The following is a 14,506-nucleotide window of genomic DNA, read 5'->3' as shown; positions in this document are numbered from 1 at the left end:
TGTAAGAGGCTGGGCACACACCGCATCTTAAGTAGGTGCTGCTGTGTGCAAGAACAGTGTGGGGCCATAGCTCAGTTGGGAGAGCGCCTGAATGGCATTCAGGAGGTCGTCGGTTCGATTCCGATTGGCTCCACCAGTTCTCACAAAAATATCCAATAAAATAAATTAATAATCGTCTGCCATAAGGCAGTTTGGATTATGGATATTCTTGCTCAAACGCTATTTAAGGTGTTCATTCTCTTGGAAATGTCAGTGGGCGTAGGCGGGGCTTTTGTGCCTTAATAACCAGCGTATCAAGAGCGGAAAGAAAGCGGGAGCGATCTGCTTTTCCAAATGCACTTCCGCCCGGCGTCATCAGTCCAGCAGAACGTAAATCGGTCATCAGATTCCGTACTGCCAACGCCATGCCAATGGCATCGCCATCCAGAATCCGCCCCTTGGGCTCAAGAACATATGCCCCTTTTTCAACACACCGTGCAGCTAGCGGAATATCTGCCGTAATCACGATGTCTCCGTCCGATACGCGTTCAGCAATCCAATCATCTGCTACGTCTGGTCCAGCCTCCACTACGACCCGCTCAATGAGAGGTGACTGTGGCACCAGAAGCATACTGTTTGAAACAATGAAAACGTGCAGATTGTAACGGCTGGCGACACGATACACCTCGTTTTTTACGGGGCATGCGTCAGAATCAACAAAAATACGGGTCATGCAGTCAATTTGCAGCAGGATGGCTGTGATCGCAAACGACGGCTTTTATTGTTGATGCTATTCTTCCTCTCTGTAAGGCGCACATAGGTTTGACGCTTAATTTTTACCCATAAGCAAAAGCAGGACATTTTTCTTTTAAAGTTATGCCTTTTTTCAGACACAAGCCTTTGTCATTAGTCAGAAAGCAGACAAGGTGTTTATGCACTTTGTTACGGTAAAGATTTTATAAGGCGAATCTGATGAAAAAAGTTTTGATGGCCACAGCGCTGACGCTGGGAATGATGACATCAGCAGTTTCTTTTGCACATGCTCAGGAAGCAACTCCGGCTGTTGGCGCCCCTCCGCCGGGTGGCCCGGGCTGTGGTCCGATGCATCATCACGGTATGGGTGGCCCGATCCTGAAGCTGGATGGCGTTAAGCTGACCTCCGCCCAGAAGAAAAAGCTGAAAGCTATTTTTGACGCAAACAAGCCTTCAGACCCGAAAGCGGACATGGAACAGATTCACAGCCTGCACCAGCAGGAACGTGAAGTGCTGACAACACCGGGTCCGGTTGATCAGGCTAAGCTGCAGCAGATCGAACAGCAGATCAGCACCATGCAGACCGAACGCGCAACGCAGCGTCTGCAGGTTGAAACGCAGGTTCATGATATCCTGACCAAGAAACAGCTGAAGCAGATTGCTGATCGCCCCGAACCCCAGATGCCGCCAATGTGCGGAAATGGTGCTCCTCCGGCTCCGCCGCCGGCAGCAACCGAAAGCAAGTAAGCTTCTACAAAAAAGCTGCCAGACAATCTGGCAGCTTTTTTTATATCTAAAGCATTGATGCGTTGTGTCTGCATTCATAGACAAATGATGCAGATCAAGAGAAAGAACAGATTGTTCTTTTTCGGTGCCTGATATCATGACAACATCTTCCTCTCCCCCTGCCCTTTTTAAAAATGGGCTGCCGCTACGGCTTATTCTGCTTTTGGGGCTTGTTACGGCAATTGGCCCGCTTGCTACAGATATGTACCTTCCGGCTTTTCCTGATGTTGAGCGGGATTTGGGTGGTGGCGCAGGTTCTGCTCAGTTTACATTGGGAGCATGGTTTTTAGGGCTGGCTTTTGGCCAATTCTCTCAAGGCCCACTGTCAGACAGGTTTGGGCGCAAGGTTCCTCTGGTTATAGGGCTTGCCGTCTTTGCTGTCGCATCTGCCATGTGCGCTGTGGTGCGGGACTATCACCTGTTCTGTATCATGCGGTTTATTGGTGCTTTTGGTGGGTCTGCCAGCGCAGTTATTCCGCGGGCCATTGTAAGAGATGTGGCGACTGGCAAAAAAGGTGCGCATATTATGGCGCAGCTTACACTGGTGTTTGGTGTCATGCCTGTGTTGGCTCCCAGCATGGGGAGCCTCGTGCTGGAATTTGGGAACTGGCGGTGGATATTCTGGAGTGGCACTCTATATGCCGTTCTGGGCATGATTGGCATTATATGTATGCTGCCGGATACGCTCTCCCCCGCATATCGGATGAGATTGGCACCCTTTGAAATTTTTACGCGGTATCGCACTATCCTGCGAGAGCCCGTTTTTCTTTCCAATGCGCTTATCACAACATTTTCTACTTTTGTGATGTTCGCTTATTTGGGAAGTGCGCCTGTGCTGTTTGAACAGGTGCTTCATTTTTCTCCCACTGCTTTTGGTATGTTTTTTGGTGTGAATGCCGCCGCCTTTATTTTGGGAACACAAATTAACGGCAGGCTTGTGCATAAATTTGCCATGCCAGCTTTGCTGCAGGCGGCCATTCTCTGGGCCTTGATTATGGGCGGAATTTTTGTGGTGGTAGCGTGTTCGGGTTTGGCGGGCCTTGCCCATCCGTGGCTGACATGTGGGCTAATTACCTGCATTACTGGCGCATTGGGGTTTATCGGGCCCAACGGCACCGTTATGGCATTTTCACGTCACGCACATCAGGCGGGCAGTGCTTCTGCCTTGCTGGGTACAATGCAATTTAGCCTTGGCTCTTTGAGCAGCGTTCTTGTGGGTGTTTTGCCTGGAGGGGGCGCCATTCCAACGGCTATTGGTATGATGACCGGTGTGATCGGCATGGTGTGTGCCAATATCCTGCGCCGTAGGCATACAGACCAAGCGGAGCATGAACATGAGGGATAATAAGCGCGGCAAGAACCTCCGGCGTTAATGGCCCGAAGATCTGTCCGCCGGTTTGCCGTAAATTGCTTGGGTTTGTGGGGTAACGGTATGCCCGTCTTCTGTTTCCATTGACCCCGCAGCGCCAGAGCCTGCATCGGGCAGTGTTTCGTAACGTTCTTCGGGTTTGGGCGGCTGAGTTTGTTCTGACTTGCCCTCACGCGCGGCTTGGGCTTCGCGCAGGCTTTCTTCCTGTTCTGCCGCCTTGGCTTCTGCCGGAGCAGCTTCGGGCAAAAAGCGCCCTGGCCGCTCAGGGGGCACATCAATGTTGTCCCCTTCAATAGGCCCGTGACATGCCACCAGCAGTGGAGAGACCAACAGAAGGTTTCCGATCAGGGTGCCTGTTTTTTTCGCCAGAAGCATGGACGGGTTCATTGTAAAGGAGAAAGAGAGAAAGCTGTGAGATCAGCTTTCCAGGCGGCGTGCTTCATCTGGCAGCATGATGGGAATGCCATCACGGATAGGAAAGGCAAGACCAGCCTTTTTGCTGATCAGTTCATTAGTTTCTGCATTGTAAGTCAGAGGCCCTTTGGTGACAGGGCACACAAGCACCGAAAGAAGCCGGGAATCAAGCGGAGGTGTGTCAGACATCAGTTCTCTGTTCCTCAGTAAAAGGTTCAGGAAGGCGGGCCTTCCTGTTCCGGACCAGACAGGTCTAGCAGTGTTTGCAGCACCCGCACACGGTCAGTTAGATCTTCGGCATCAAGCAATGCCTGTTTTTCTGCCGGAGGGAAAGGACAGATCATGGGCAATGTGACCAGCAGGATATCATCATCCATCTGTTCCAGCAGAGACCAACGGGCCTGTAGTCCTTTTTTCTGGAAGTAACGCCGCATGGAGCCGAGAAGCTTTTCCCGGTCAAACGGAGCTGACGGAATTTCGTTCAGATCCCCCGCAAAGGTGGAAACATCTATCCGGGCCTGCCGATACCCGCGTGTTTCTTCTGTTTCACGCAGGAGCCGAAAACGCGTAAGACCAGCAAGCGTAATGGCATAAGTCCCATCGGCGCGTTCAGTAAAAGAAACAATCCGGCCAAGGCACCCTATGGGGTACAATGGCGGAGCACTGTTGGCTTCATCTTCCTCTTCCCGCCAACGTGGCTGAATCATGCCTATCAGGCGCTGCGTTGCCAGTGCGTCTTCCACCAAAGCGATATAGCGCGGTTCAAACACGTTAAGCGGCAGTCTTCCGCGAGGCAGAAGAACCACGCCGCTTAACGGAAACAAGCCAATTTCCGGAGGGATATCGGCTAAAGTGACATCCCCCAGCTTGGGAACACGCCGGGGAATGTCATCTTCATCTTGAAAAAATACGGCAGCCAAAAAGTTTTACATCCTCATGAAAACAGCATGGAAGACAGACGGCGGCGCGCAATTGCAGTTGCGGGCTCTTCATTTCCCCATGCTTCAAAAAAACGTAGCAGCTGCTGTTTGGCTGCGCCGTCTTTCCAGTTCCGGTCTACTTTGATGATATGCAGCAGTTCGTTTGCGGCATCTTCCCGCTTTCCGGCTGCATTCAAGGCTGTTGCCAGTTCGCAGCGTGCTTCAAAATCTTCCGGGTTGGCAGCAAGGCGAGCACGAATGCTTTCCATTTCCTCTGCGGCCTTGCGCCCTTCCTTTTTCAGGTCCAGCGCAGCACGTGCGCCAGCCACTTCCGGGCTATCGGTAATTTTGGCGGGTACGTCTGCTAGAGCGGCAACGGCGGCATCTTCATCATCCAGTGCCAACATGGCGCGGATAAGACCTGCCCATGCACGTGGGTTTTCTGGCTCTTCCCCAATAACGGAGGAATATAGCTCTGCCGCACGCGCTGGCATTTCAGTTTCCAGCGCCACATCTGCTTCACGCAGTTGTTCTGTTGCGGGCAGAATGCCACCACCGCTGCTTTTTAGAATGTTTTCGACAAACTTCTTGATTTCGCTTTCCGGCAAAGCACCCTGGAACAGATCCAGAATCTGTCCTTTCCAGAAGGCAGCAACCAGAGGAATGGACTGTAACGGCAAGCCAACCTGTGCAAGCTGCCCTGCCAGAGCACGGTTTGCTTCGATATCAATTTTAACCAAGCGCACTTTGCCGCGTGCTGCCGTCACCACCTTTTCCAGCACAGGGGCAAGTTGCTTGCAGGGGCTGCACCAGTCTGCCCAGAAATCAACAAGAACAGGAACAGAACGGCTTGCTTCAATCACATCCTGCATGAATGTGGCCTGAGATCCGTCTGTAATGACAGGTGCCGTGTTCTGAGGTGCTATGGTGCCGTTTTGTGTATCAGACTGCGGCTGGCCGAGAAGGTGTTCCATATGTTCCTGTATCCTTAATCCAATGCTGCGGTCAGTATGGATAATATCCTTCTGGCCGACTTTTATCTGTTTATATGTTCTAGATGGTCAATCAGAGCATGATGCGCAATGGCAATTAGGGCATGGCTTGCCCATATCAGATTAAAGACAATGGCTGCCGTCGCCTTATCACGCATTGCATGAAGGTGGCCTTAGGCGGCATACTAGGACAAAACAGGAACGGCGGCAGATTTCTTACATGAAAAAATCAGATTTTTCCGGTCAGCAAAGCATCCGGGTGCGTGGCGCGCGAGTTCATAATCTTAAAAACGTGGATATTGATATTCCGCGGGATAAGCTGACAGTCATGACAGGGCTTTCCGGGTCCGGCAAATCTTCTTTGGCGTTTGATACAATCTACGCTGAAGGGCAACGCCGCTATGTGGAAAGCCTTTCCGCCTATGCACGCCAGTTTCTGGAGTTGATGGGCAAGCCGGATGTAGATTCCATAGAGGGTCTTTCTCCAGCTATTTCTATTGAGCAAAAAACAACATCCAAAAACCCGCGTTCTACCGTTGGGACTGTTACGGAAATTTACGATTACATGCGGCTGCTATGGGCACGGGCGGGTGTTCCATATTCTCCCGCTACCGGGTTGCCGATTGAAGCGCAAACAGTCACCCAGATGGTTGATCGTATTATGGCGTTGCCGGAGGGCACGCGCCTAATGCTTCTTTCCCCTGTTATTCGTGACAGAAAGGGAGAATACCGGAAGGAACTGGCTGAGCTTCAGCGTAAAGGTTTTACACGTGTAAAAGTGGATGGAACACTTTATGAAATTGATGATGTTCCAAGCCTAAACAGAAAGTTACGCCATACTGTAGAAGTTGTGGTGGACCGTGTTGTGGTGAAGGAAGGGCTTGAAACACGCCTTGCTGATAGCCTTGAAACAGCATTGGAACTTTCTGATGGCATTGTGTATGCAGAAGAGGTTTCTAAAGATGAAAGCAAGGAGAACGAAAAACTTGTTTTCTCATCATATTTCTCCTGCCCAGTAAGTGGGTTTACACTGGAAGAAATTGAGCCTCGTCTGTTTTCCTTCAACGCGCCACAAGGGGCCTGTCCGGCATGTGATGGTATTGGTGTAGAAACCTACTTCAACCCGCATCTTATTGTTTCGGATGAAAGTCTTAGTCTTGCAAAAGGTGCTATAGCGCCATGGAAAGATGCAAAATCTCCACTACTGGAACAAACGCTTGAAAGTTTGGCACAGCATTTTTCTGTAAGCATGGACACACCATGGAAAGATATTCCAGAAAATGTGCAAAACGGTATTCTCTACGGCACTCCAGAAAATGTAGATTTTACCTATAAAGATGGCAGGAAAAGCTACGTTGTTTCCAAACCATTTGAAGGCGTGATTAAAAGCCTGGAAAAACGCCTCCGTACCACAGAAAGCATGTGGGTTAAAGAAGAGCTTTCCAAATATCAGTCTGAAAAAGCGTGTCATGTGTGTGAGGGGGCGCGGTTGCGGCCAGAGGCTCTTTCTGTGCGCGTGGCCGGGAAAAATATTGCGCAAGCCACAGATTTACCAATAGGACAAGCTTTGGACTGGTTTGATACAGTTCTGCCAACGCTTACGCCGCAAAGAGCCGAAATTGCACGCCGTATTCTGCGTGAGATTCTGGAACGTTTGAAGTTTCTTGATGATGTGGGATTGGAATATCTGACACTTTCAAGAAGTTCAGCAACACTTTCTGGGGGGGAAAGTCAGCGTATTCGCCTTGCCAGCCAGATTGGTTCCGGGCTGACAGGTGTTTTGTATGTTCTGGATGAACCTTCTATTGGCCTCCATCAGCGTGATAATGAGCGTTTACTTGGCACATTGCAGCGTTTGAAAAACCTTGGAAATACGCTGATTGTTGTTGAACATGATGAAGATGCTATCAGAAGCGCAGACTGGCTGGTAGATATGGGGCCGGGTGCTGGTGTAAATGGGGGCACTGTTGTTGCCCAAGGTACGCCAGCGCAGGTTGCCAAATCTCCCGATAGTTTGACAGGGGCTTATCTATCCGGCCGTAAAAAGATTGATGTTCCTGCTGAACGACGGAAAATAAATAAAAAGAAAATTCTAACAGTTGAAGGTGCTACAGGGCATAATCTGAAAAATGTAACGGCTCGTTTCCCGCTTGGTACGTTCACTTGTGTAACAGGCGTATCTGGTAGCGGAAAGTCCACTTTGGTTATTGATACACTTTATAAGGCGCTTTCTCGCCAGTTGATGGGAGCAGGCACATCGCCAGAGCCTTATAAGCGCATCAAAGGGATGGAGCTGTTAGACAAGATTATTGATATTGACCAATCCCCTATCGGGCGCACACCACGTTCTAACCCTGCAACCTATACAGATCTCTTTACGCCCATAAGAGACTGGTTTGCGGAACTGCCTGAAAGTAAAGCAAGAGGTTACAAACCTGGTCGCTTTTCCTTCAATGTTAAGGGCGGGCGTTGTGAAGCATGTCAGGGTGATGGTGTTATCAAAATTGAAATGCACTTTCTGCCAGATGTGTTTGTAACGTGTGATGCCTGTAAAGGGCAGCGCTATAATCGTGAAACATTGGATATCAAGTTCCGTGGCAAGTCCATTGCAGATGTACTGGCCATGAGTGTGGATGAAGCCCTACCCTATTTCTCGGCTCAGTCTCGTATTCGCGATAGGTTGGCCATTCTGCAAAAAGTTGGTTTGGGATACGTTGCTTTGGGCCAGCAGGCGACGACTCTTTCTGGTGGTGAAGCGCAGCGCGTTAAACTTTCCAAGGAACTGGCACGTAGGGCAACGGGGCGTACCCTGTATATTCTGGATGAACCAACAACCGGCCTGCATACAGAAGATGTAAGAAAGCTTCTGGAAGTTTTGCATGCCCTTGTTGATCAGGGAAACACAGTTGTTGTGATTGAGCATAACCTTGAAGTTATCAAAACGGCAGACTGGATTATAGATGTTGGCCCCGAGGGTGGTGATGGCGGTGGGCAGATTGTTGCCGAAGGTACGCCAGAAGATATTGCGGCATGTCCGGAAAGTTACACAGGCCGGTTTCTTGCCCCGATGTTAGTGAAGAAATAATGAAAAAGCAGTTTTTAGCTTTAGCTGGTGTTGGGTTTTCTGCTCTGTTTGCAAACGGAGCAGAAACTTATAGCGCAGTGGCAGAAACATCGTGTTCTGCCCTTCCCTCTTCTGTGCTCTTTGAAAAACAGACATGGACAGAAATCCAGTCTGATATTTCCTGTGGAATAACGACTCTTATTATTCCTATTGGTGGAACAGAGCAGAGTGGTCCTTACATAGCTGTTGGCAAACATAACACGCGTGTTATGGAAATAGCGCAAAGAATAGCCGAAAAATCCGGAAAAACCCTTGTGGCACCAGTTGTTGCATATGTTCCTGAAGGCAGTACATCACCCCGTACTTCGCATATGAAGTTTCCGGGAACCATTACTATTCCGACAGATGTTTTTGAAAAACTAATAGCATCTGCGGCAAAAAGTTTTCAGGTTCAGGGCTTCCGTCTGATCGTTTTTATTGGCGATCATGGCGGGTATCAGAAATCTTTGGATAAAGTTGCCACGCAACTTAATAAGGAATGGGCAGGCACATCGGCGCAGGCTCTTTATGTAAAGCAATATTATAGCGTTATACCACATCAGTATGTTCAATGGCTTAGCCAGCATGGATATGCAAAAGATGTAGGTATGCACGCAGATATAAGTGACACATCGTTAATGCTGGCTATTGATCCAATAATGGTAAGGCTGGATGCATTACAAAAATCAGGTAATCCATCAAGCGCACAAGGAATTTATGGAGGGGATCCGCGTAAAGCATCGGCAAATTTGGGGCAAGTAGGTATCAATATGCAGATAACTGCAGCAGTTTCTGCCATTAACGATGCACGAAATAAATAAGTGTAAGTTATTTTACAGAATAGAACATAGGTTCTCTACTTAAAAAAGATTAGAATAGACCTTATTAAGGCACCATGATAAATCGAACCTGATATAATAGATAAATCATGGTGCCAGAGATAATGAGGTATAGTGTAATGGCTTCCAAAGCCTATTTGATAGCGGCAACGGCTTTAGCTGCGGTGATGAGCGCTGGAACAGCGGCATTTGCCCAAGATGCTACGCAACCAGCCCCATCGGCGCAACAGCCAGTAGCAGAGGTTCCTGCACCTGCAACGGCACCAGTTTCTACGCCTGTTCCGCAAAACACAGCAACTTCAGCTACAAAAATTGAAACAATTCCGGGTATGCCCCCCGTTATTGATCCGAATAACCTTTATAGTGAAACACGGGCGGGTAATATTGCACGGGAAGTGGCGCAAGATCCGGCTCGTGTTTATGTGCCAAACCTGCGCTCCAATGATGTTTCGGTTATTGATCCGGCCACATCAAAAGTCGTGGATCGTTTTCCTGTTGGTAAAAGCCCGCAACACGTTGTTCCTTCGTGGGATTTGCGGACATTATGGGTCACTAACAATGCCGAAGGCACTACAAACGGCAGCTTGACGCCCATAGATCCTCGTACAGCCAAGCCCGGCCCTGCTGTGCAGGTGGATGATCCTTACAACATGTATTTTACGCCAGATGGCAAATCAGCCATTGTGGTGGCAGAAGCCCGCAAGCGGTTGGATTTTCGTGATCCGCATACAATGGCTTTGCAGGAATCTGTTGAAGTTCCGCAATGTAAGGGTGTGAACCATGCGGATTTCTCGATTGATGGACGCTATGCCATTTTTACATGTGAATTTGGTGGTCACCTTGTAAAAGTTGACACGGTAAACAAAAAAGTTCTGGGCTATCTTGCTCTTTCCAGTGGAGGCATGCCGCAGGATATTCTGATCTCTCCAAACGGGAAAACCTTTTACGTTGCCGATATGATGGCAGATGGTGTTTTCCTTGTAGATGGCGATACATTTAAGGAAACAGGTTTTATTCATACAGGTGTTGGCACGCACGGTTTGTACCCCAGCCGCGATGGTACAAAAATGTATGTTGCCAACCGTGGTTCTCATAAAATTCATGGTAAACCGCACAGCAAGGCGGGTGGTGTTACAGTTATTGATTTTGCAACCAATAAGATTGTAGCTGATTGGCCTATTCCCGGTGGCGGTAGCCCAGATATGGGGAATGTAAGCGCAGACGGTAAAAGCCTATGGCTTTCAGGCCGGTTTGATGATGTTGTTTACAAAATCAATACCGATGATGGTTCTATGATTAAAATTCCGGTTGGTGCGGAACCTCATGGCCTTACCGTATGGCCACAGCCTGGCCGGTATTGCATCGGACATACTGGTATCCTGCGTTAAGGATCGAAATCTAAGACTGTTTTTGAAAAAAGCCTTTCTTGTTTTCAAGAAAGGCTTTTTTTTATGGGGTTAGGAAAACATGATGTCTCATTTTCAGAATGAAAATATTGAAAATAATAATGCAAAAAAGAAACTATCTCCCTTTCAAAAATTATCTTCTGCACAGGAAGCGCTAAAAAAAGATATTCTTGAGTTTTGTAAGGCCCACCAAAAAGATGAACACGCTATTTTTGTTATTGAAGGTGATGCCGGAACAGGAAAAAGTCTTGTTATAAATTCTATATTTAATGATTTGCAGCACATGGCCAGAAGCGGCCAGGATGAAGACTGTTTTTCTGGAAAGGAAAACAACCTTATTGTGAATCATCCTGAAATGATGAAGCTATATACAAATATATCAGAAGACTTTCCGTATATCAGGAAAAAGGATTTTGAGCGTCCAACAACATTTATAAACAAAATGAATAAATTAGGAAAAAGAGCAGATATTGTGCTGATTGATGAAGCGCATCTTCTTTTAACACGTTCTGATAAATACAATAGATTTAACCAAAACAATCACCTTGAAGAGATTATAAAGCTTGCTCGGATTGTTATCCTTGTTTTTGATGAAAAACAGGTTTTGAAGTTTAAAAGTTACTGGAATAAAAATACGCTTTCAGAAATTCTAAATGGATTCCCAGTAGAAACATTTTATCTGACAGATCAATTTCGCATGCATGCAAACGCAGATGTTTTGGAATGGATAAAAAATTTCTGCTCAAAAAAAGTGACAACTTTCCCAAAAAAGCAGAATTTTGATTTCAGATGTTTTGATGATGCTCAAGAAATGTACGCGTTAATCAAACAGAAAAATAGCCAGTGTGGATTGTCACGCATCGTTGCGACTTATGATTATCCTTACAGATTGGATGGCAAAGAGCACTTTATTGATGAAGGACGTTTCCACCTGCGGTGGGATCTGTCAAAGCCAGATGAAAAACTGCCTTGGGCAGAACGACCCGATACGATCAATGAAGTTGGATCTGTTTATACCGTGCAGGGGTTTGATCTGAATTATGTAGGACTCATTCTGGGGTCATCTGTTACGTATGATGCACAAGCAGATTGCTTGCGCCTGGACCCCACACGTTATGAAGATGGTGCCGCTTTTGCTGGTAAGGATGGCTTGGCCCAACCAGAGCAGGTGAAGGAGCAGATCATGCTCAACGCCATCAATGTGCTTATGACAAGGGCAGTCAAAGGTCTGTATCTTTATGCCCATGATCCTGCGTTAAGAGAGAAGCTGCTGCAGGAGCAATCATTACGCAGTTAAGGTCTGCTTTAATTGGGTTACTTTCTGCTTCGTAATTGCATGGCAGATTTGCCAAAGAGCAAGGCAAACATTCTGCCATGTAAAATTAAGGAAAGTTGATTATTCAAAGCGAATTCCCCTAAGAAGAACCGTTTTTCTTTGAATACAGGACTTGTTTCGTACGCATTCTAATGCCAACTGAAAGATAACAAGTTCTCTTTCCTCATTACTCAGGCTCAACTGGTCATGTTTATAGAAACCGAAGGCACACCCAATCCTGCTACGCTCAAATTCCTGCCTGGGCAGGCAGTTATGGGCGATGCTGGCACCATTGATTTTATTGATGCTGATGCCGTAGCTGGCCGCTCTTCTTTGGCGGAAGCATTGTTTGCCCTTCCCGGTGTTTCTCGCGTGTTTTTGGGGAACGACTTTGTTTCTGTAACAAAAGCAGATTCTGAAGATTGGGAAGAACTACGGCCTCAAATTCTGTCCACTCTGATGGATCATTTTGTGGCTGGGCATCCTGTCGTGGCAGAAGGCGTAGCTGTTACAGAAGATGCCATTGCTCCCGAAGATGAAGAAATTGTAACGCAGATTAAGGAACTGCTGGATACGCGTGTGCGCCCAGCAGTGGCTGGTGATGGCGGGGATATTGTTTTCCGTGGTTATCGGAATGGCATCGTGCGCTTGACCATGCAGGGTGCGTGTTCAGGGTGCCCATCTTCCCGCGCAACGCTTAAGCATGGTGTAGAAAACATGCTGCGTCATTACGTGCCAGAAGTGGTCTCTGTCGAGCAGGTAGACTAAGTGCTGCACCTGTCTGCTTTTGTCGCGCACCAAAGCGTGGCATAGAAAGCAGGCAGGTGTTTTTTATGCCTGCCCTTTCAATGATAGACGCAAGACAGGGCAAGATACATATGCTGGATGAAAACGGGCTGGATCTCCTTTTCAGAAAGGCGCGTACGCCCCTCCGCTGGACAACCAGCACAGTCGAAGAAGATGTGCTGCGTCAGTTGTATGATCTCACAAAAATGGGGCCTACATCCGGCAATTGCAGCCCAGCCCGGTTTGTTTTTATTACCGGTTCAGATGGGCGTGAGCGGTTGCGTCCGGCTTTGTCTGAGGGCAACGTCAATCGGGTAATGGGTGCGCCGGTTATTGCCATTGTTGCGCATGATCCGTTATTTTTTGAGCAGTTGCCGCGTTTGTGCCCGCAAGAAAACCTACGCTCATGGTTTGCATCAGACGTTGGGTTAGCAGAGGAAACCGCCTTTCGGAACGGCACGCTGCAAGGGGCTTACATGATTATGGCAGCTCGTGCCCTTGGGCTTGATGCTTTGCCAATTTCCGGGTTTGATCAGGCTTTAGTGGAAGACGCTTTTCTGGCGGAACAGGGTTGGCGTGCAAACTTTCTGCTGTGCCTGGGGTATGGAGATTTTGAAAATCAGCTCCCACGTGCCCCGCGTCTGGCGTTTGAAGAAGCCTGCTGCGTGGTTTCATGATGGTGCAGCGTATTCTGGTTCTGGATGGTAGCCCAGCAGGAGAGTCTGCTTGCGGGATGGCCGCTTGCGTTCTGGCCGAGGGTGATAAACTTTCTATGCTGAATGCCGAGATGGTGGCGGGTAAGCAGGCGGCAGAGGGCATTAACCTTCTTGCCGATACGGTTTTACAAAAAACAGGATGGGGCGCAGAAACTGGCATACAGCCAGATCTTGTTGCTGTGGTTGTCGGGCCGGGGTCTTTTACTGGCCTGCGTGCATCTTGCGCTGTGGCTGCCGGTTTTGCACTGGGGGCTGGCTGCCCATTGGTGGGCGTAACACGCGCTGAAGCTCTGGCACCTGCATTGGATGCAGAATTACAGCGGCATCCAGAATTAAAAGGATGGTTGGTGGTTACACCGGCGCGTCGTGGCCGGGTGTTTGTTGAAGATGCTCAGCATGTTCGTGCAGTCATGATAGCCCATTGGCAGGCTCCTGAAGGAAATTGGCTGGTGGCGGGTGATGCTAGTGAGGCTCTTTCTTTCTCACATGCTATTCACAGCCCATTACGCACGCCAACCCCAGAGCAAATTGCAGATGCAGCACTTAAACGCCAAATGGGAAAGCTTCCTCCGTTAGACCCTGTTCCGCTGTATGTAGATCCGCCAGAAGCTAAATTGCCGGCAGATGGCTTACGGGCCCAACCAGTTTGACCGTGCATATGCAGGAGGCAAGTATTGCACATGCACAGCTATTAGCCAGCATGCATGCGCAATGCTTCAATACAGGTGCTCGGTGGGATCAAACAGCCATAACGGCTTTGCTGTCATCTCCGGGTGTGCATGCAGGTATTGTTATGGAGGAAGATCAACCCGCCGGTTTTATCATGTTACGCACTGTGGTGGATGAAGCAGAAATTTTAACGGTCTGCGTATTGCCAGAGTATAGAAAACGCGGTTTGGCCCAACAGTTGCTGGCATGGGGTGCTCAGGTTGCGCAACATAAGGGGGCGCAAAACCTGTTTTTGGAAGTTTCGGTAAACAATCAATCCGCCAGAACCCTGTATGAAAAACAGGGTTTTGAAAAACTCGGTTTACGCAAAAAGTATTATGAAGATGGCTCAGACGCCTTGGTTTTGGGCCGAGCCTGCCAAACAGCAAGCCCTTAACCAAACAGAAACGGGTCTGTATG

General features: G+C 48.4%; 15 protein-coding genes and 1 tRNA gene. 11 read left to right on the top strand and 5 right to left on the bottom strand.

Annotation, left to right across the window (positions count from 1 at the left end; genetic code table 11):
* Positions 1-60: 60 nt before the first annotated feature.
* A tRNA-Ala gene (locus FCN51_RS19125) sits at positions 61-136 on the top strand.
* Between the two features lie 96 nt (positions 137-232).
* On the opposite strand, the gene FCN51_RS19120 is transcribed toward FCN51_RS19125, so the two are convergent.
* Positions 233-712 (bottom strand): YaiI/YqxD family protein, encoded by a 480-nt coding sequence (locus FCN51_RS19120; RefSeq protein WP_003623258.1) that lies wholly within the window; start codon positions 710-712, stop codon positions 233-235.
* 239 nt (positions 713-951) lie between these two features.
* Here FCN51_RS19120 and FCN51_RS19115 point away from each other — a divergent pair, with 239 nt between their 5' ends.
* Both FCN51_RS19115 and FCN51_RS19110 read left to right on the top strand, forming a co-directional pair.
* Positions 952-1,479, top strand: coding sequence for a Spy/CpxP family protein refolding chaperone (locus FCN51_RS19115; RefSeq protein ID WP_012812260.1), 528 nt, complete (start codon positions 952-954; stop codon positions 1,477-1,479).
* A 136-nt stretch (positions 1,480-1,615) separates the two neighbouring features.
* Entirely contained in the window at positions 1,616-2,863 is a 1,248-nt protein-coding gene (locus FCN51_RS19110; RefSeq protein WP_160256606.1) for a multidrug effflux MFS transporter, read from the top strand.
* A 24-nt stretch (positions 2,864-2,887) separates the two neighbouring features.
* On the opposite strand, the gene FCN51_RS19105 is transcribed toward FCN51_RS19110, so the two are convergent.
* The 4 genes from FCN51_RS19105 to FCN51_RS19090 are packed head-to-tail and all read right to left on the bottom strand — an operon-like array spanning position 2,888 to position 5,195.
* Entirely contained in the window at positions 2,888-3,274 is a 387-nt protein-coding gene (locus FCN51_RS19105) for a hypothetical protein (RefSeq protein WP_003623254.1), read from the bottom strand.
* A 30-nt stretch (positions 3,275-3,304) separates the two neighbouring features.
* Positions 3,305-3,490, bottom strand: a complete 186-nt coding sequence (locus FCN51_RS19100) for a Trm112 family protein (RefSeq protein ID WP_003623252.1) — start codon at positions 3,488-3,490, stop codon at positions 3,305-3,307.
* A gap of 26 nt (positions 3,491-3,516) precedes the next feature.
* On the bottom strand, positions 3,517-4,221 hold the full coding sequence (locus FCN51_RS19095; RefSeq protein WP_003623250.1) for an LON peptidase substrate-binding domain-containing protein: 705 nt from the start codon (positions 4,219-4,221) through the stop codon (positions 3,517-3,519).
* A gap of 14 nt (positions 4,222-4,235) precedes the next feature.
* Positions 4,236-5,195, bottom strand: a complete 960-nt coding sequence (locus FCN51_RS19090; protein ID WP_160256605.1) for a tetratricopeptide repeat protein — start codon at positions 5,193-5,195, stop codon at positions 4,236-4,238.
* A 238-nt stretch (positions 5,196-5,433) separates the two neighbouring features.
* Here FCN51_RS19090 and uvrA point away from each other — a divergent pair, with 238 nt between their 5' ends.
* The 8 genes from uvrA to rimI all read left to right on the top strand — a co-directional run bounded on the left by uvrA (position 5,434) and on the right by rimI (position 14,483).
* Complete coding sequence (gene uvrA, locus FCN51_RS19085; protein WP_160256604.1) at positions 5,434-8,298, top strand: excinuclease ABC subunit UvrA; 2,865 nt, start codon at positions 5,434-5,436, stop codon at positions 8,296-8,298.
* Positions 8,298-9,137: a creatininase family protein gene (locus FCN51_RS19080; protein ID WP_160256603.1), complete on the top strand. Its 840-nt coding sequence runs from the start codon at positions 8,298-8,300 to the stop codon at positions 9,135-9,137. The genes uvrA and FCN51_RS19080 overlap by 1 nt, the downstream gene beginning before the upstream one ends.
* Before the next feature lie 107 nt (positions 9,138-9,244).
* Entirely contained in the window at positions 9,245-10,543 is a 1,299-nt protein-coding gene (locus tag FCN51_RS19075) for a YncE family protein (RefSeq protein ID WP_160256602.1), read from the top strand.
* A 79-nt stretch (positions 10,544-10,622) separates the two neighbouring features.
* Positions 10,623-11,858: a DUF2075 domain-containing protein gene (locus FCN51_RS19070; RefSeq protein WP_160256601.1), complete on the top strand. Its 1,236-nt coding sequence runs from the start codon at positions 10,623-10,625 to the stop codon at positions 11,856-11,858.
* Positions 11,859-12,083: 225 nt separating this feature from the next.
* A complete protein-coding gene (locus tag FCN51_RS19065) occupies positions 12,084-12,644 on the top strand; it encodes a NifU family protein (RefSeq protein WP_003623238.1) in 561 nt (186 codons plus the stop codon).
* A gap of 65 nt (positions 12,645-12,709) precedes the next feature.
* Positions 12,710-13,339 (top strand): malonic semialdehyde reductase, encoded by a 630-nt coding sequence (locus FCN51_RS19060; RefSeq protein ID WP_160256600.1) that lies wholly within the window; start codon positions 12,710-12,712, stop codon positions 13,337-13,339.
* The gene (tsaB, locus tag FCN51_RS19055; RefSeq protein ID WP_160256599.1) at positions 13,336-14,028 is read left to right on the top strand and encodes a tRNA (adenosine(37)-N6)-threonylcarbamoyltransferase complex dimerization subunit type 1 TsaB; all 693 of its coding nucleotides are present in this window, start codon (positions 13,336-13,338) and stop codon (positions 14,026-14,028) included. The genes FCN51_RS19060 and tsaB overlap by 4 nt, the downstream gene beginning before the upstream one ends.
* Before the next feature lie 2 nt (positions 14,029-14,030).
* On the top strand, positions 14,031-14,483 hold the full coding sequence (gene rimI, locus FCN51_RS19050; RefSeq protein ID WP_201762622.1) for a ribosomal protein S18-alanine N-acetyltransferase: 453 nt from the start codon (positions 14,031-14,033) through the stop codon (positions 14,481-14,483).
* The last annotated feature ends 23 nt before the right edge of the window (positions 14,484-14,506 follow it).

Source organism: Acetobacter pasteurianus, assembly GCF_009914215.2.
In the GTDB taxonomy this organism is placed as follows: domain Bacteria; phylum Pseudomonadota; class Alphaproteobacteria; order Acetobacterales; family Acetobacteraceae; genus Acetobacter; species Acetobacter pasteurianus.
This window is presented reverse-complemented; position numbering and strand designations above follow the sequence as displayed.